The organism is Halomonas dongshanensis (genome assembly GCF_024790395.1).
Classification (GTDB): Bacteria; Pseudomonadota; Gammaproteobacteria; order Pseudomonadales; family Halomonadaceae; genus Vreelandella; species Vreelandella dongshanensis.
In genome coordinates this window covers 618,494-635,499 of the sequence record NZ_JAJISC010000001.1, presented here as the reverse complement: position 1 = coordinate 635,499, position 17,006 = coordinate 618,494, and the positions used below count along the sequence as shown (strand labels likewise).

Sequence of the window (17,006 nt, the reverse complement as noted above, 5' to 3'; positions counted from 1 at the left end):
GCGTGTATCGCGTCCGATCTTGGAACATGCTGCTCATGCGCTCAAATCGACGTTTATGAAGCGATCCTTCGCAAAAGACGAACTCAAGGAGAATCGAGAGATTCACCGCCGGTCAGGTGATCGACTAAGTGGCGTGCGGTTACCGGCAAGCTTGCATAGCGGCGCATCCCTACCACCAGTTCACGTTGGGCCCAAGGGTCGCTAAGCGGGAGGCGAATGAGCTGTAGCGCATCGAGATCGCGACCGTCGAGAGTACATTCGGGCAGGATGCCGATGCCCATGCCGTGATGAATCATGCGGCAGATGGCATCGAAGCTGCGCACTTGAATACGCATGCGCAGCGTCTGCCCGGCGCGGCTGGCCTGCTCGTGTAACAGCGTCTGCAATGAGGCATCCTGCTGCAGGCCGATGAAGTCATAGCGGGTAGAGGCCAGAAAGGACAAATTCGCCTGTTCGGCCAGCGGATGGTCGCGCGGCACCACCAGCACCAGCCGATCATGGCGATAGGGCATGATTTCCAGATCAGGCGCGGCCACGTGGCGCGCGAAGATGCCCACATCGGTCAGGCCATCGCGCAACGCAGCGATTACTTCGCTGCTCACGCGCTCCTGCAAGTCGAGCTTGATCTGCGGAAAAGCGCGCGCGAAAGCGCTCAGGTCTTGGGGTAGAAAGGCGATGATTGCCGACGTGTTGGAGTGGATGCGCACGTGCCCACGCACGCCGTCGCCATACTCGCTGAGCTCCGCTTGAAGGCGCTCGATGTCATCCATGATGCGCCGCGCATGGTGCAAAAAGGCCTGCCCGGCGGGCGTTAGCTCTACGCCACGCGGGCGCCGGTAGAGCAGCGTCGTGCCCACCAGGGTTTCCAGATCGCTAATGCGCTTACTGACGGCGGCCAACGCCAAGTGCTCGCGCTGGGCGGCGGCGGTAAGGCGCCCTTCGTCAGCGACGGAGATGAAGAGCTTGAGGCTGACGAGATCGAAGCGGCGCATGAGACGTCCTTGGCGTATCGAACGGCGCGAGGCCGAAGGCTGCCTACTATGACAAAGGCGCTAACAAAAGACGATCCTTCGCCACCAACGAAACCAGGTTTGGCCTTTGCCTAATTGTCGCCCGCCTGTCCGCTGGCGCATGCTGCCTGCCAACGTTTACCTGCCCCATCTATCATGGATTCTAGGAGCCTCGCCATGAGCGGTTCGTCTCGTCAGCTACCCTTGGCTGGTATCAAAGTCCTGGAGCTCGGCCAGCTGATCGCCGGGCCCTTCGCCACCAAGCTTTTGGGCGAGTTCGGCGCCGACGTGATCAAGATCGAGCCGCCTGAAACCGGCGACCCCCTTCGCAAATGGCGAAAGATCGAAGACGGCACCTCGCTCTGGTGGCACGTGCAGTCGCGCAATAAGCGCTCGGTCACCCTTGATCTGCGCAGCGCCGAAGGCCAAGCCATCGTGCGCCAGCTGGCGGCCGAGGCCGACGTCATCGTCGAAAACTTTCGCCCCGGTACGCTGGCGGCGTGGGGCCTTGGCTGGGAGACGCTATCAACGCTCAATCCGCGTTTGATCATGGTGCACGTCTCGGGCTACGGGCAGACCGGCCCCTACCGCGACAAGCCCGGTTTCGGCGTCATCGGCGAGGCCATGGGCGGGCTTCGCTACCTAACAGGCCAGCCCGGCGAGCCCTCGGTGCGTGTAGGCGTCAGTATCGGTGATTCGCTCTCGGCACTCTATGCGGTCATCGGTACGCTGCTGGCCCTACAAGAGCGCCAGCGAAGCGGGCTAGGCCAGGAGATCGACGTGGCGCTGTACGAGTCGGTATTCGCCATGATGGAAAGCCTGATACCAGAATACGCCGCCGACGGCGAGATTCGTCATCCTAGCGGCAGTGCTCTCCCGGGCATTACTCCCTCCAACGCTTACCGCTGCCAGAATGACGATTTCGTTCTCATTGCGGGCAACGGCGACAGCATCTTCAAGCGTCTGATGGGCGTGATTGGCCGCGACGATCTCGCCCGCGACCCCGCACTTGCCCACAACGATGGCCGCAGCCGCCAGGCTACGATGATCGACGCCGCCATCGAGGCCTGGACACGCCAGCACCCCCGCGAGCATATTCTCAAGGCGCTGGATGCAGCGCGCGTTCCGGCAGGTTACCCCTACACCGCCGCCGACATCGCCCAGGACCCTCACTATCAAGCGCGTGAGATGCTGCAGTCACTAACGCGTCCCGGCGGCAAGCCGCTCACCGTACCCGGCGTACTGCCCAAACTCAGCGCCACGCCAGGACGGTTGGGCAATGGAGGCCCCGCCCTTGGCCAGCACACCGAAGACGTGCTCGACGAGTTGGACATCGACCAGGAAACCCGCACTAAGCTGCGCCAAGCTGGCATCATTTAAGGAGCGCGTCATGCTAAAACAACTCCCCTGCCCCGAGCGCATCGAGATCAACGAGGTTGGCCCCCGCGACGGGCTACAGATCGAGAAGCGTTTCGTGCCCACCGAAGATAAGATTCGCTGGATCGACGCGCTCTCCCAAACCGGCCTTGCGCGCATCGAAGCCACCTCGTTCACCTCGCCCAAAGCGATTCCCAACCTGCGTGATGCCGCCGAGGTGGTGAACGGTATCCAGCGCCGGGAGGGCGTCGAGATCACCGTGCTGGTGCCCAATCTCAAGGGTGTGGAGCGCGCCTTGGCTTGTGACGTGGATGAGATCAATCTGGTGATGTCGGCAAGCGAGAGCCACGGCCTAGCCAATTTGCGCATGACGCCCGAACAGTCGCTTGCGCAGTTCGCCGCCATTCTCGACGCCGTGCGGGCCCACCCTCGAGCTCAGAACGTGTTCGTCAACGCCTCGCTTTCGACCACCTTCGGCTGCCCGTTTGAGGGCATCGTTCCCCAAGCTCGCGCGCTCGATTTGATCGCTCGCCTGGTGGAGCTTGGCATTACGGGCATCACCCTTTGCGACACCACCGGCATGGCCAACCCCGCCCAAGTAAAAGCGCTATGCGAAGCCGTCATCGCCCGCTGGCCCGAGGTCGCCTTCACCCTGCATGTGCACAACACCCGCGGCATGGGCCTAGCCAATGCCCTGGCCGCCTGGCAGGCTGGCATTACCCGCTTCGACGCGGCCCTCGGCGGGCTCGGCGGCTGCCCCTTCGCCCCGGGGGCGACGGGTAACGTCTGCACCGAGGACCTCGTTCACATGTTCGAGGCGATGGGCGTGGACACTGGCGTCGACCTCGATGCCCTGCTGGAAGTAGCCACCACGCTGCCCGAGCTTGTGGGCCACGATGTGCCGGGGCAGGTGGTCAAGGCGGGAAAATGGGACCGGCGCTATGCGATGCCGACGCATTAAACTCTTAAGCGTTCGGCCGCGCCCGAGGCTACTGGCTAGCCCTTGATTCGGGTTTGGGGCAGGTGGTTCTCAAACCATCAATATGCTCGTGCAAACCAGCGGGTATCGACTGCCACATGGGATCAAGAACAAAGTCGATACCCTCTCTGCGAGCAATTTTCGCCGCCGGCACGAAATCCGCATCACCAGCCATCAGCACTATTTGATCGACTTGACCCTTAAGCGTCAGGGACGTGACATCTACCCCAATACGCATGTCGACTCCCTTCTGGCGAACGTCGACACGAACATCGTCTGCACACAGATCCTCTAAAGCGATCCTGCTTTTCAGCAGGTCTTTTATTTTATGCGCTTTAATCGTCCACTGAGCGTCGTCTGACAGATGGCCAAGTCGCACAGCCACTTTACGCTTACCCAATAACTCCTGGTGCAACTTTTTACGGAATATAGCTTCCTGGGTCTTGGAGAAATCGATGGATTGACCCGAAATAGGATTATGCATTTTTTTAGAAAGCGGCGGACAGTCATAGAAAAAGATACGATACAAATCCCTACGTCGCCCCTTCCCTTTGCCACTCAAGTGGCTGACCGCCCACCGGTGTAAACAGTCAGCTGCACGAGCTCCATTATAGGCATTGCCCGGTTCAATCTTTCTGAACCGCTTTATAAAGTAGCCGCCGTCTACCAATATTGCCGTTGGCATGGTGCGCTCTCCCCCTGTTAAAAACAAAAACGCCCCAGGGTTCGGCAAATCCCAAGATAGAGGGGGATTGCTTACAGCCAAGGGCGTGGATAAGAAAAGCGTATCTTTTTTCCAAAGCATGATCAAGCCATTTTCTTACGTAGACCCCACTACATGCTTTACCTCCAGGTATGCACTCACCCCTAAGAGCCCAGCTCGCGGCCGATGCCGCTTTGCTTGAAGCCGTCCCAGGCGGTTTCCGGCAGCACCAACTGCTCGGAGTTGTACTAAACGCTGCTGGTTTTAAGCTGTCGTTAGCAATACGCAATGCTCTTTGCTCCGCTTGCAAAGCATGAGACCGAAGAACTCCTCGCGCTACTAATCAGCTTTCCACCGGTTGACACATCCACGCCACACAAGCGTCACACAACCGCAACGTCCTTGCCCCAGAGTGATTGGCCACGATCCAAGCAAGGCGAAAGCCATGAGCCCATCACGCATTCAACTGACGGGCGTCTCCAAACACTGGGGCGCCACCACCGCCGTCGACGACATCTCCTTCGATGTCGCTCCAGGGCAGTTCGTCATCCTGCTGGGGCCATCCGGCTGCGGTAAATCGACGACGCTGCGTATGATCGCCGGGCTCGAAGAGGCGTCCCAGGGCACGATCCATATCGGCGAGCGCGATGTCACGCGCGCATCGCCGGGCGACCGGGGCCTCTCCATGGTGTTTCAGTCCTACGCGCTTTTTCCTCACCTGAACGTGGCCGAGAACATCCTTTTCGGGCTCAGGAGCCGCCGCGTGCCCAGGGCCGAGCGGGACAAGCGCCTGGCACACGTGGCCAAGCTGGTCGACCTTGCGCCGTACCTGGCGCGCAAGCCGGCGAATCTTTCCGGCGGCCAGCGCCAGCGGGTGGCGCTCGCTCGCGCCATCGTCTCTGAGCACCCGATCTGCTTGATGGACGAGCCACTCTCCAACCTGGATGCGCGTTTGAGAGCCGACATGCGACGCGAAATCAAAGCACTGCAGCGACGTTTGAACATGACCGTGATCTACGTCACTCACGATCAGGTGGAAGCCATGAGCATGGGCGACCGGGTCATCTTGATGCAGCACGGCCGCATCGTACAGGACGGCACGCCGAGTGAGCTTTATAACCAACCAGCGAGCGCCTTCGCCGCTAGTTTCATAGGAAGTCCTGCCATGAATTTGCTGCCACTCGTTGCGCTCGATAGCGCCGCCGTGATCGACGGCGACACCACCCCCGTCGCTCCGCTAGAAGCCGCCGGCGGAAAGCTCGGCGTTCGCCCCGAGGATATCGAGCTTCGCGCTGACCACGAGCCAGGCGTGGCCGCGCATATCGTCAGCGAAGAGTATCTAGGGGCAGATACCGTCGTACACGCAGCGGTGGGCAATCATGTATTGCGCGTACGCTTGGCAGGCAGGCCCGTGCTCGCCGAGAAGAAAAGCTATCGCCTCTACTGGGCGTCGGCGAAAGCGCACCTGTTTGCCGAAAACGGCCTGCGACTCGAGCATCTTGCCCCTCGCGCCTTTACCGCCGCCCAGCGCAGCGTTTCTCGCCCGCCACTGGTGGGCTCTTTCCAGCACTAGTCAATTCGATCTTCGGGAGTTTGCCATGCGTTTTCGTTTGCCTTTCGCCATGACCGCCCTTGCTGCAGGTCTGATGAGCGCCGCCTCGGCCAGCGCCGCTGTCGATCTCACGATGTATTACCCGGTATCGGTGGGCGGCGCGCTGACCGGCGTCATCGATGAGCTGGTCGATGAGTTCGAGCAAGAGCACCCGGAGATCACGGTCAACGCCATCTATGCGGGCAACTACGACGACACCCGGGTGCGCGCCATGTCTGCCATCGAAGCCGGCGATACCCCGGCGCTTTCGGTGATGTTCTCCATCGACCTGTTCGAGCTGATCGAGCAAGAGGCGATCGTCGCCTTCGACGACCTGGTGGAAACCGACGAGGAGCGCGCGTGGCTGGACAGCTTCTACCCGGGCCTGATGGAGAACGGCCAACTTGATGGCAAGACTTACGGCATTCCCTTCCAGCGCTCCACCATCGTGCTGTTCTGGAACAAGGACGCCTTCGCCGCGGCAGGTCTCGACCCAAACACCCCGCCAGAGAACTGGGACGAGATGGCCGAGATGGCCGCTACCCTTCGCGAGGCAAGCGGTGACCAGTGGGGCGTGATGGTGCCCTCCACCGGCTATCCCTACTGGATGCTCCAGGCCTTTGCGTTCCAGAACGGCCAGCGGTTGATGAACGAGGCCGGTACCGAGGTCTACTTCGATGCCCCCGCTACGATAGAGGCGCTAGAGTACTGGGTATCGCTTACCCAGAGCGGTGTCATGCCGGAGGGCACCATCGAGTGGGGCACGCTGCGCCAGAACTTCCTCGAGCAGTCCACGGCGATGATGTGGCACACCACCGGCAACCTGACCGCCGTGCGCGATGCGTCGAGCTTCGACTTCGGCGTGGCGATGCTGCCAGCTCGCACCCAGCGCGGCAGTCCCACCGGCGGTGGCAACTTCTATATCTTCGCTGACACGCCCGAGGAGGAGCAGCGTGCCGCGATGACCTTCGTTCGTTGGATGACCGCCCCCGAGCGCGCCGCCGACTGGTCGATCGAAACCGGCTACATGGGCGTAAGCCCCGCCGCCTATGAAACTGATGCGCTACGCGACTACGTCGAAGCGTTTCCCCCGGCGGCGGTGGCCCGCGACCAGCTGGAATTCGGCACCGCCGAGCTTGCCACCTATGAAGGGGGGCGCATTCGCCGCACGCTGGATAACGCAGTCCAAGCCGCCCTCACCGGCCAGATGACACCCGAGGAGGCACTGACCCAAGCGCAAACCGAGGCCGATCGCATCCTGCGCCGCTACGCCCGCTAAGCCCACTCAAGGCGCCGGGGCTCCCCGGCGCTCACTCACCGGCGAGCCTTCACCATGACGCTGACCGCCCACCGCAAGCTCCAACTTTATGGCGCGCTTCTGCTGCTGCCCGCCGCGCTGCTATTGGGTCTCTTCGCCTATCTGCCCACGATCAGCACGGTGATCCAGAGCCTTTTTCTGCCCGGCTTTCGCGGTGCGCCGCCGGAATTCGTCGGCCTCGATAACTACCGCTACCTTTTCGAAGACCCCAAATTCTGGCTGGTGGCGCGCAACAACCTGATCTACGCGCTCGGCACGATCCCGACATCGATGGCGCTGTCGCTTGCCATGGCGCTACTGGTTAACCGTCAACTTCCCGGTCGAGGGCTGGTGCGAATGGCCTACTTCACGCCGACGATTCTGCCGATGATCGCCGCCGCCAATATCTGGATGTTCTTCTACGCCCCGCAGATTGGCCTTTTCAACAAGCTGCTCGGAGCGTTTGGCCTTGGAGGGATGAACTGGCTGGGCGACCCGGGCGTGGCGCTTTATTCGATCATCGTGATGTCGGTGTGGAAGGAGGCGGGATTTTTCATGCTCTTCTACCTTGCTGCCCTCCAGGCCATACCGCCGGAGCTTAAGGAGGCGGCGGATCTCGAGGGTACGAGCCGGTGGCGATTCTTTTGGCGGGTGACCTTTCCGCTTCTGATGCCGACCACGCTGTTCGTCTTGATCAACGCGCTGATCAACGCCGTACGCGTGGTCGATCACCTGTTCATTCTCACTAAAGGCGGACCGAACAACGCCACCAACCTGCTGCTCTACTACGTGTACGAGAACGCCTTCGCGTTCTTCGACCGCACCACGGCGGCCACCATCACCGTGGTGATCCTGCTGGTGCTCGCCGTGGTAGCCACGCTCAAGTTCACGCTTCTTGATCGTAGGACCCACTACCAATGAACACGCTCGCCGCCACCCTTCCCCGCCGCCTGTTACCGGCGCTCTCTCTCGACACCCTGGCCGCCTGGCTGTTGGCGATCGTCTGGATCTTTCCGCTACTCTACGCGGTGTGGGCGGCGTTTCACCCGCCTGCGTTCATGGTGCGCTTCGAGCTTTTAGCGCCGTTGACGCTGGAGAACTTCAAAACTGCTTGGGGGCAGGCGCCGTTCGCGCGCTACTACCTCAACACTTTTGGGCTAGTCACTGGCGTGGTGGCGGCGCAATTCGTGGTGTGTACGCTGGCAGCCTTTGCCTTTGCGCGCTTTCCCGTGCCCGGCAAGAACGCGCTATTTCTGCTGGTGCTGATCCAGCTGTTCGTCTTTCCCGAAGTGCTGATCGTCGAGAACTACCGCATCGCAAGCGATCTGGGCCTGATCGACACCATTGCCGGCATGGGGCTGCCTTACGTGGCCAGCGCCTTCGGTATCTTCCTGCTGCGCCAGACCTTCAAGACCATTCCCCGGGAGCTCGAGGACGCTGCGCGCATCGAGGGCTGCAGCTGGCTGGGCGTTTTATGGAAAGTGTACGTACCACTGGCCAAGCCTACCTATCTCGCCTACGCGCTGGTCTCGATCAGCCACCACTGGAACAACTTCCTGTGGCCTTTGGTGGTCACCAACTCGGTGGCGAGCCGCCCGCTGACCGTGGGCCTCGGGGTCTTCTCCGCGCCAGAAACTGGAGTCAACTGGGCCACCGTCAGCGCCGCCACGCTTTTGAGCATCGCGCCACTCTTGGTGGCGTTTCTGCTTTTTCAGCGCCAGTTCGTGCAATCGTTTCTGCGCGCGGGCATCCGGTAGCGCCCGCTTTCGTGCGACAATCCTCGCCCGGTATATAACGCGAGGAGAGCGCAACGATGCACGGCGAATCCCACTCAGCGGCCCTTGAGGTGCTGCGAGACGTCTTCGGCTTCGAGCACTTTCGTGGCCCGCAGCAGGCGATTGTCGAACACGTAAGTGCCGGGGGCGATGCGCTGGTGTTGATGCCCACCGGCGGCGGCAAGTCGCTGTGCTATCAGATTCCCGCCCTCTTGCGCGCGGGCACGGCGATCGTGGTCTCGCCTCTGATCGCGCTAATGCAGGATCAGGTGGCCGCACTGGTGCAAAACGGCGTGCGCGCGGCGTATTTGAATTCGAGCCTGGATTTTCAGGGCGCCATGGCGGTAGAGAATCAGCTGCGCGCGGGCGAGCTCGATCTTCTCTATGTCGCCCCGGAACGGCTCGCCACGCCACGTATGCAGGCGCTATTGGAGCAGGTGCCGATCGCGCTTTTTGCCATCGACGAGGCGCACTGTGTTTCCCAATGGGGCCACGACTTTCGCCCGGAGTATCGCCAGCTTTCGCAGCTACACGAGCGCTTTCCCGACGTTCCTAGAATCGCGCTTACCGCCACCGCCGACGTGCCGACCCGCGGCGACATCATCGAGCATCTGCAGCTTCAAAACGCCGCGCTTTTCAATAACGGTTTTGATCGCCCCAACATTCGCTACCACATCGCCGAAAATCAGGGCAACACGCGCGAAGCGCTCTTGCGTTTCATTCGCGACAACCACCACAATGAGGCGGGCATCGTCTACTGCCTGTCGCGCAAGAAGGTGGAGGAGACCGCCGAGTGGCTGACCCGCCAGGGGCTGACAGCGCTGCCCTATCACGCGGGGCTACCGCCGGAGCAGCGCCAGCACCACCAGAGCCGCTTTCTGCGCGAAGACGGCGTGATCGTGGTGGCGACCATCGCCTTCGGCATGGGCATCGACAAGCCCGACGTGCGCTTCGTGGCGCATTTGAACCTGCCCAAGAGCATCGAAGCCTACTACCAGGAAACCGGCCGCGCTGGGCGCGATGGCCTACCCTCAGATGCCTGGATGGCCTATGGCCTTCAGGATGTGATCACGCTGCGTCAGATGCAGGAGGGCTCCGTTGCCTCCGATCAACAAAAGCGCATCGAACAGCAGAAATTGGATGCCATGCTGGGGCTTTGCGAGATCATTAGCTGCCGCCGCCAGGCGCTTCTGCGCTACTTCGGCGATACACTGGATCACCCCTGTGGCAACTGCGACAACTGCCTGACCCCACCGCAAACCTGGGACGCCACGGTGGCGGCGCAGAAGGCGCTGTCGTGTGTCTACCGCACCGAGCAGCGCTTCGGCGTGACCTATCTGGTCGACGTGCTGCTGGGCAAGTCCAATGAGCGCATTACGCGTTTTGGTCACGACCGAGTGAGCACCTTCGGCATCGGTAATGAGCTATCGGCCAACGAGTGGAAAGCGCTTTATCGTCAGCTGATCGCCAGCGGCTTCTTGAGCGTCGACATGGAGGGCCACGGCGGCATCCACCTGACCCAAGAGGCCAAACCGGTACTGCGCGGCGAAATAACGCTGACCCTGCGAAAACCCGTTAAAGCCGCCGCCCGGCGACGCAGCAAAAGCGCGCCCATCGCCCCAGGCCACGGCCCGCTATGGGAGGCGCTACGCAGCCACCGTAAGGCCTTGGCCGATGAACAGAGCGTGCCCGCCTACATCATCTTCAACGACGCCACCCTTGCCGAACTCGTCGAGCGCCGCCCGGAAAACCTAGCCGCACTCGGCGGCATCACCGGCATCGGCGCGCGCAAGCTCGAGGATTACGGTGAAGAGATTCTTCAGGTGATCGACCGACACCGGGAAAGCGCCCGCGCCCCCATCATCGGCGATAGCGCCCGGGAGTCCGCCGAGCTGTTGCGCCAGGGACTATCGATCAATGCGATCGCACAAAACCGCGGCATCACCGCCAATACCGTCTACCGCCACCTGGCGGAGGCTATCGAAGTTGGGGTGCTCGAACTCAATGAGGCCATTACGCTTGCACCCTCCGAACTCGAGCGCATTCAAGGCGCTTTCCATACCTACGCCGGGCAAGGGCTCAAACCGGTCCACGACGCCCTTGATGGCCGAGTCGATTACTCGGTATTGGCCTGCGTACGCGCCTCGATGAGCGCTGCGAGAAGTTCGTGATGGGAAGGAGAACACGGCGGCAGCCATCCACTGCCTCGAGATACCTTGCCCGCCGAATCATTCGGCGGGCAAGGCACAGGTGGGTATGAAATCGGCCACCCGGCACCCGATCGGCTCGATACGCTATTACCAGGATTTGTAGGGAAGGAACTTGCCATTCAAGGTGAGCAGTACGCGATCGCCCTTGGGATCTTCGATTTTATCCACCTCCATGGTGAAATCGATGGCGCTCATAATGCCGTCGCCGAATCGCTCCTGCACCACGTCCTTGAGCGTTTCGCCGTAGACGCCGACCACTTCGTATAAGCGGTAGATGAATGGGTCCTGGGGAATGGCTTCATCCCACGCCTTGGTGGGGAAGGCCACCAGCGCTGTAGCCACGTCGCTATCGACCTCGAGTACGTCGCAGAGCTTATGGGCCACGTCGACGCTTGAGCTGTTCATTCCGTAGCACGCGGATGCGACCCATACCGGCGACATGCCCACGGCACCGGCGATGTCGTCCCAGCTCATTTTTTTACGCGCTTTGGCCGCCAGCAGCGTGTGGCGCATTTCAAGCTTATCCATGACGAGTCTCCTTGGGAGTGAAATTGACCAGATTCTGGTGTGATTCGATGTCCGGGGATGCCGGAGCGGTTTCGGTCGCGCACTCAGCGGACGCTTGCCGTACCGGGTCCACCGGTGTCGGGTAGCGCAAGCCCTGGCCATCGGTTTTCTCGGAACGCAATTCGCTGGAGCGATTGACCAGAAAATCGACGAGGTAGTTACGAATCGTGTAGAAATGTGGATGCTTGACGATGCTCGCCCGCTGGCGGGGTCTTGGCAGGTCGATCTCTACCGCTTCGGCGATGCGCGCATGGGGGCCGTTGGTCATCAGGAAGATGCGATCAGCCAACAAAATGGCTTCGTCCACATCGTGAGTGATCATGAACACGGTTTGCTGATCCTGACTCCAGATCTTGATCAACTCGTCCTGAATGACGCCGCGGGTCAAGGCATCCAGTGCGCCAAAGGGCTCATCCAACAGCAGCAGCTTAGGTTTGGTGGCAAAAGCGCGGGCAATGCTGACACGCTGGCGCATGCCGCCGGAGAGTTGGGAAGGTTTTCGGTTCACCACCTCCTGAAGGCCGACCATTTTCAAGTACTTCATACTGTGGTCGGTGACTTCCCTATCGCTCCACGCTCTCCAGCGGGCGCGAACGCCGAAACGAACGTTTTCCAGCGCGGTTAGCCAGGGTAGCAAGCTGTAGTTCTGAAACACGACACCGCGCTCGAGGCCCGGGCCGTTGATCTCCTTGTTCTCCATGACCATGGAGCCATCGGAGAACTGATCCAACCCGGCCAACGCGTTCATGATGGTGGATTTACCGCAGCCGGAATGCCCGATGATGCAGACGAACTCGCCCTTGTTGAGCTTGAAGCTGATGTTCTCGAACACCGTCAGCGGCACAGCGTCCTTGCCCGCGCCTGGGAAACGCTTCGTCGCGTTTTGTACCTCTACGAAAGCATGACTCATAACCGGCTCCTCATTCGGCGTAGGTGACAAAGCGCGCTATATAGGCAAGCGACATATCCAGTAGCATGCCCACCACACCAATCATCAGGATGGAGAAGATCACGCTGGTCAGATCCAGGTTGTTCCACTCGTTCCAGACGTAATAGCCAATGCCGGTGCCCCCCACCAGCATTTCGGCGGCCACGATGACCAGCCAGGCAATACCGATAGAGATACGCATACCGGTCAAAATGGTGGGCGCGGCAGCTGGCAGAATCACCTTGAAGGCCGTTTGCAGCGAGGTCAGTTCGTGGGTTCGGGCCACGTTGACCCAATCGTTGCGTACACCGGCCACGCCAAAGGCGGTATTGAGCAGCATCGGCCAGATGGAGCAGATGAAGATCACGAAGATGGCGGAGGCTTCGGAATCTCGAATGATGAATAGCGCCAGCGGCATCCAGGCCAGCGGCGAGATAGGCCGCAACACCTGAATAAAGGGGTTAAGCGCCTTGTAAGCAAGCGGCGACATGCCGATCAGAAAGCCGATGGGAATCGCCACCAGCGCGGCCAGCAGATAGCCGCTCAGTACCCGGTAGAGCGAGTAGCCCAGTTGAATGCCAATGCCCTTGTCGTTGGGGCCTGCATCGTAAAAGGGGTTGGAAAGCTCTTGCCACGCCCTGGCGGCAATCTCGGAAGGAGGCGGCACGCTGGCCCGCTCATCGTCGCCAGCCAGCAGTTGCTCGTACTCGCTGAGCGCTTCATTTCCGCCCATGAGCGGCGAGTGATTCACGCCTTCCCAAATGCCCAACCCGACGACTAGCAGCACGATGGCGAGAAGCGTTGCGCGGACATTCAGACTCAACTTCCCTTCGGTAGCAGCACGGCTCATCCTTAGCTCCTCCGAATAGCGAAGCTGTCGATATAGGCTTCTGGCTGGGTGTAATCAAAGGTTTTGCCCATGATCTGATAGTTGCGAGCGGTCTCTTCCGGCGCCTCGTACCCAAGCTCACGCATGACGGTTTGAGCATCGGTTGCAAGGTAAACGTCCCTGGCGATCTGCTGATAATCCACATCACCTTCGATATACCCCCAGCGCTTCATCTGCGTCAGAATCCAGACCGCCATGGAGTGCCACGGGAAGGGGTCGAAATCGATGCGATCCGGCACTTCCTGAACGCCCCCCAAACCATCGGCGAAACGCCCGGTGAGAACCTGCTCGATCACCGTGACCGGCTGGTTCAGATAGTTCGTCGGGGCGATGGCTTCGGCGATCTCCGAGCGATTGCCGGGGTCGGAGGAGTACTGGGTCGCATCGATGATGGCTCGCAGCAGAGCGCCGTAGGTGTTGGGGTTCTCGCGCGCGAAGCGGGCGCTGGTGGCGAAGGCGCAGCAGGGGTGGCCGTCCCAAATTTCTTTCGTGAGCAGGTGAATGAAACCGATGCGTTCGAACACGGCGCGCTGATTGAAGGGATCGGGAGACAGAAAGCCGTCGATATTGCCGGCCCGCAAATTGGCCACCATTTCGGGCGGCGGAATGACGCGAATCTGAATATCCTGATCCGGGTCCAGGCCGTGCTCGGCCACGTAGTAGCGCAGCAGGAAGTTGTGCATGGAGTACTCGAACGGTACGCCAAAGGTGAAGCCCCTCCACTGCTGCGGGTCGCGTTTATCCAAGTGGTCGTTGTGTAGCACGATCGCCTGACCGTTGATGTTTTCCACCGCCGGCATGATGAAGGGCTCTGGCGTGGAACCGGCCCCCAGCGTCATGGCCAAGGGCATCGGCGTCAGCATGTGCGCGGCATCATACTCTCGGTTGAGCGACTTATCGCGCGCCACCGCCCAGCCCGCCGTCTTGATCACGGAGACATCCAACCCATAGCGCTCATAAAACCCCATGGGGTGGGCCATGATGATGGGCGTTGCACAGGTAATGGGGACAAATCCGATATTGAGCTGCGTCTTCTCGAGGGGGCCAAGACTCTCGTTGACCGCCGCCTTGATCGCATTCAGGGGCAGCAGGCTGGCTAACGCAGCGGCGACCGTGCCGCCGCCGACCAGTTTCATGAACTGACGACGGTGCATCTCGCTGTGGCCGAACATGCCACGCACCAACGCACTTTCGACCATGCGATCCATGACATCGGCGGTATCCTTCGAGCGTGATGTCGATTTAGGAGAAGCTGTCGGTTCAGAAGCGGCCTGTTCAGAAGATACCAGGATACCGGACTGAGGTGGGCAGCACTGTCGGCAATCGCACTTCCGCCCGTGGATCAATGATTGGCGATGGTCGAACGGATTCCCCAGACTATTATGATCGTTGTCATCTTTCACAGACATTCCCCTTGCAGAAGCCGAACAGCATGGATACACGCCATCTTGGTGCAAAAAATTTCTATGGTGTCGTTCGAATACTTAGCGAATCACATGCCATAATGACCAATACTTATTTATTTAATTAAATATCAAATACTTATTTAATTTAATTCAGAGAGTCTCCACCTTCTCGTCTATAACGACTTTTCGTAAATAACGATATTTCGTTGATTAATTAACGAAATATCGTTTCTGGCCCCACTCTTGTATGAAAAGAGGGCCACTGAACGAATAGTGCAAGGAGTCGAGATGGGTAACCGCTCACGACAAGGTTCTTCTTCCACCCTCACCCGGATGGCGCATCATTCGCCGCTGGCGATGCTGGTGATTGATCCGCTGAATGATCGCTTAGTGGAGGCCAATCTCTCGGCCTGCCACTTGCTGTCCACCGAGCATGCAACAATGATGACGTCCACCTTCAGCCACCATTTGAGTGCGTCCCTGCCCCTGTGGATCAGCTTTACCGACGAAGTATTGACGACCGGACAAGGATGGTCGGATGACTTGGTCTTGCTGGATAGCATTCGCCAGCCCCATCGCGTCGAGGTGCACGGGCAGCGTCTGGATGACGCTTTGTTACTGCTTACCGTGATGGACAGGCACAAGGCCGAACAACGCCGGGCCAAGGCCGAGCTTGGACGTCAGCATCGCCAGGGCGAAGTGGGATGGCGGCGGGTAGAGCAAGTATTCGAACGCATTGAAAAGCAGAACAGACTGATACTGAGTGCCGCCGGGGAGGGTATTTATGGACTGGATGCACAAGGTAGAACCACCTTTGTGAATCCCGCCGCCGAGCGAATCCTTGGCTGGAGCACTGAGGATATGGTGGGACATGATGCGCACTTGATGTTCCATCACACCCGTGCAGATGGGGGTCTGTTTCCTGTACAGCAGTGCCCCATTCACGCCTCGTTCAGCGATGGCCAGGTACACCATGTCGATGATGAAGTATTTTGGCACAAGAGCGGCGAAGCCATTCCCGTGGAGTACACCAGTACGCCGATTTTCGAAATGGGCCGCCTGGTCGGCGCCGTCGTCCTGTTTCGCGATATTCGCGAGCGCAAACGGGCCGAGCAACAACTGCGTGATGCGCTGGAAGAAGTAGAGTCGCTCAAGCAGCGCCTGGAGCTGGAAAATCAATACCTTCAAGAAGAGATCAAGGCAGAGGTGAACCATCACGATATCGTTGGCAACAGCCCAGCGGTCGCCAAGCTGATACAGCAGACGGCCATGGTGGCCCCGACTAACGCTAACGTGCTCATCAGCGGCGAATCGGGTACGGGTAAAGAACTGATCGCACGCGCCATTCATGCAAGCAGCGACCGCAGCGATCGACCTCTGATTCGCGTGAACTGCGCAGCGATTCCAAGAGACTTGTTTGAAAGCGAGTTTTTCGGCCATGTCAAAGGAGCGTTTACCGGCGCGGTGCATGACCGGCCCGGGCGCTTTGAGCTAGCCCATGGAGGAACGCTGTTTCTTGATGAAGTGGGTGAGATACCGCTGGAGTTACAGAGCAAGCTACTGCGCGTGTTACAAGATCAGCAATTCGAGCGAGTGGGAGATAACCATACACGCGAAGTGGATGTTCGAGTCATTGCTGCTACCAACCGTGACCTGAAAGAGATGATCGATGCTGGCCAGTTCCGTGAGGACCTTTACTTCCGCTTGAATGTCTTTCCTATCGATTCTGTTCCGCTGCGAAAACGCATCGAAGATGTACCTCTATTGGCACACCACTTCTTAAATCGTGCCCGCTTGAAGTTCAACAAGCCCAACGTACGAATAGCGCCCTCTCAACTAGACGTGCTCAAGCGCTACACCTGGCCCGGCAATATTCGCGAGCTCGAAAACGTGATTGAGCGACAGGTGATCGTGACCCAAGGTAGCGATTTATCCTTCGACGACTTTTTGCTATCCGAGTCCAGGCCGAGCCATACCACCTTGAATATGAAAGCGAAGGAGCCTCATGCGCCGGATTACCCAATGACCGAACAGGCGCTGTGTCAACATCAGCGCATCAATGCACTCAAAGCACTGGAGGCTGCTAACGGCAAGATATCGGGCGTTGGTGGCGCGGCTGAAACGCTGGGCCTTAAACCGACAACACTGGCCTCCCGCCTGTACAAATGGGGTATCGATCCCCGACAGTTTCGTAAAAACAAAAGAAAACGAGACGCCGCATCCTAAGGCTCTTGATGCCAGCGCATGGTCACGCTCCGAGACCACGGGAGAATG

The 17,006-nt window shown here is 59.7% G+C and carries 14 protein-coding genes; 8 read left to right on the top strand and 6 right to left on the bottom strand.

Going from position 1 to position 17,006, the window contains the following annotated elements; genetic code table 11:
• Window positions 1-83 precede the first annotated feature (83 nt).
• Window positions 84-992 carry a LysR family transcriptional regulator gene (locus tag LLY24_RS02920; RefSeq protein WP_259034758.1) on the bottom strand — a complete coding sequence of 303 codons (909 nt, stop codon included), beginning with the start codon at window positions 990-992 and terminating at the stop codon, window positions 84-86.
• A gap of 195 nt (window positions 993-1,187) precedes the next feature.
• Between LLY24_RS02920 and LLY24_RS02915 the strand changes: the two genes are divergently transcribed.
• Entirely contained in the window at window positions 1,188-2,390 is a 1,203-nt protein-coding gene (locus tag LLY24_RS02915; protein WP_259034757.1) for a CaiB/BaiF CoA transferase family protein, read from the top strand.
• A gap of 10 nt (window positions 2,391-2,400) precedes the next feature.
• Complete coding sequence (locus LLY24_RS02910; protein WP_259034756.1) at window positions 2,401-3,348, top strand: hydroxymethylglutaryl-CoA lyase; 948 nt, start codon at window positions 2,401-2,403, stop codon at window positions 3,346-3,348.
• A gap of 28 nt (window positions 3,349-3,376) precedes the next feature.
• Here the strand turns inward: LLY24_RS02910 and LLY24_RS02905 are convergent, their stop codons facing one another.
• Window positions 3,377-4,171, bottom strand: a complete 795-nt coding sequence (locus tag LLY24_RS02905; protein WP_259034899.1) for an NYN domain-containing protein — start codon at window positions 4,169-4,171, stop codon at window positions 3,377-3,379.
• A 343-nt stretch (window positions 4,172-4,514) separates the two neighbouring features.
• On the opposite strand from LLY24_RS02905, the gene LLY24_RS02895 reads away from it, so the two are divergent.
• Genes LLY24_RS02895 through recQ form a run of 5 tightly spaced genes read left to right on the top strand, consistent with a single transcriptional unit; the run spans window position 4,515 to window position 10,903 of the window.
• Window positions 4,515-5,642: an ABC transporter ATP-binding protein gene (locus LLY24_RS02895; RefSeq protein WP_259034755.1), complete on the top strand. Its 1,128-nt coding sequence runs from the start codon at window positions 4,515-4,517 to the stop codon at window positions 5,640-5,642.
• 25 nt (window positions 5,643-5,667) lie between these two features.
• Window positions 5,668-6,939 (top strand): ABC transporter substrate-binding protein, encoded by a 1,272-nt coding sequence (locus LLY24_RS02890; RefSeq protein ID WP_259034754.1) that lies wholly within the window; start codon window positions 5,668-5,670, stop codon window positions 6,937-6,939.
• Window positions 6,940-6,993: 54 nt separating this feature from the next.
• A complete protein-coding gene (locus LLY24_RS02885; protein WP_259034753.1) occupies window positions 6,994-7,878 on the top strand; it encodes a carbohydrate ABC transporter permease in 885 nt (294 codons plus the stop codon).
• Complete coding sequence (locus tag LLY24_RS02880; RefSeq protein WP_259034752.1) at window positions 7,875-8,714, top strand: carbohydrate ABC transporter permease; 840 nt, start codon at window positions 7,875-7,877, stop codon at window positions 8,712-8,714. The genes LLY24_RS02885 and LLY24_RS02880 overlap by 4 nt, the downstream gene beginning before the upstream one ends.
• 56 nt (window positions 8,715-8,770) lie before the next feature.
• Window positions 8,771-10,903 (top strand): DNA helicase RecQ, encoded by a 2,133-nt coding sequence (gene recQ, locus LLY24_RS02875; protein ID WP_259034751.1) that lies wholly within the window; start codon window positions 8,771-8,773, stop codon window positions 10,901-10,903.
• 126 nt (window positions 10,904-11,029) lie between these two features.
• Here recQ and cynS read toward each other — a convergent pair whose 3' ends face one another.
• The 4 genes from cynS to LLY24_RS02855 are packed head-to-tail and all read right to left on the bottom strand — an operon-like array spanning window position 11,030 to window position 14,735.
• Window positions 11,030-11,470, bottom strand: a complete 441-nt coding sequence (gene cynS, locus LLY24_RS02870) for a cyanase (RefSeq protein WP_259034750.1) — start codon at window positions 11,468-11,470, stop codon at window positions 11,030-11,032.
• Window positions 11,463-12,419, bottom strand: coding sequence for an ABC transporter ATP-binding protein (locus LLY24_RS02865; RefSeq protein WP_259034749.1), 957 nt, complete (start codon window positions 12,417-12,419; stop codon window positions 11,463-11,465). The genes cynS and LLY24_RS02865 overlap by 8 nt, the downstream gene beginning before the upstream one ends.
• A 10-nt stretch (window positions 12,420-12,429) precedes the next feature.
• Window positions 12,430-13,287 (bottom strand): nitrate ABC transporter permease, encoded by an 858-nt coding sequence (ntrB, locus tag LLY24_RS02860; RefSeq protein WP_259034748.1) that lies wholly within the window; start codon window positions 13,285-13,287, stop codon window positions 12,430-12,432.
• Between the two features lie 2 nt (window positions 13,288-13,289).
• On the bottom strand, window positions 13,290-14,735 hold the full coding sequence (locus LLY24_RS02855) for a CmpA/NrtA family ABC transporter substrate-binding protein (protein WP_427854527.1): 1,446 nt from the start codon (window positions 14,733-14,735) through the stop codon (window positions 13,290-13,292).
• 285 nt (window positions 14,736-15,020) lie between these two features.
• Here LLY24_RS02855 and LLY24_RS02850 point away from each other — a divergent pair, with 285 nt between their 5' ends.
• Entirely contained in the window at window positions 15,021-16,958 is a 1,938-nt protein-coding gene (locus tag LLY24_RS02850; protein WP_259034746.1) for a sigma 54-interacting transcriptional regulator, read from the top strand.
• Window positions 16,959-17,006 lie beyond the last annotated feature (48 nt).

What these genes read in the sequence shown, in the direction of transcription:
- LLY24_RS02915 (WP_259034757.1), top strand. Translation starts at nt 1,188, where the DNA reads ATGAGCGGTTCGTCTCGTCAGCTACCCTTGGCTGGTATCAAAGTCCTG.
- ntrB (WP_259034748.1), bottom strand. Translation starts at nt 13,287, where the DNA reads ATGAGCCGTGCTGCTACCGAAGGGAAGTTGAGTCTGAATGTCCGCGCA.
- LLY24_RS02920 (WP_259034758.1), bottom strand. Translation starts at nt 992, where the DNA reads ATGCGCCGCTTCGATCTCGTCAGCCTCAAGCTCTTCATCTCCGTCGCT.
- cynS (WP_259034750.1), bottom strand. Translation starts at nt 11,470, where the DNA reads ATGGATAAGCTTGAAATGCGCCACACGCTGCTGGCGGCCAAAGCGCGT.
- LLY24_RS02850 (WP_259034746.1), top strand. Translation starts at nt 15,021, where the DNA reads ATGGGTAACCGCTCACGACAAGGTTCTTCTTCCACCCTCACCCGGATG.
- recQ (WP_259034751.1), top strand. Translation starts at nt 8,771, where the DNA reads ATGCACGGCGAATCCCACTCAGCGGCCCTTGAGGTGCTGCGAGACGTC.
- LLY24_RS02910 (WP_259034756.1), top strand. Translation starts at nt 2,401, where the DNA reads ATGCTAAAACAACTCCCCTGCCCCGAGCGCATCGAGATCAACGAGGTT.
- LLY24_RS02895 (WP_259034755.1), top strand. Translation starts at nt 4,515, where the DNA reads ATGAGCCCATCACGCATTCAACTGACGGGCGTCTCCAAACACTGGGGC.
- LLY24_RS02885 (WP_259034753.1), top strand. Translation starts at nt 6,994, where the DNA reads ATGACGCTGACCGCCCACCGCAAGCTCCAACTTTATGGCGCGCTTCTG.
- LLY24_RS02855 (WP_427854527.1), bottom strand. Translation starts at nt 14,735, where the DNA reads ATGTCTGTGAAAGATGACAACGATCATAATAGTCTGGGGAATCCGTTC.
- LLY24_RS02880 (WP_259034752.1), top strand. Translation starts at nt 7,875, where the DNA reads ATGAACACGCTCGCCGCCACCCTTCCCCGCCGCCTGTTACCGGCGCTC.
- LLY24_RS02905 (WP_259034899.1), bottom strand. Translation starts at nt 4,171, where the DNA reads ATGCTTTGGAAAAAAGATACGCTTTTCTTATCCACGCCCTTGGCTGTA.
- LLY24_RS02890 (WP_259034754.1), top strand. Translation starts at nt 5,668, where the DNA reads ATGCGTTTTCGTTTGCCTTTCGCCATGACCGCCCTTGCTGCAGGTCTG.
- LLY24_RS02865 (WP_259034749.1), bottom strand. Translation starts at nt 12,419, where the DNA reads ATGAGTCATGCTTTCGTAGAGGTACAAAACGCGACGAAGCGTTTCCCA.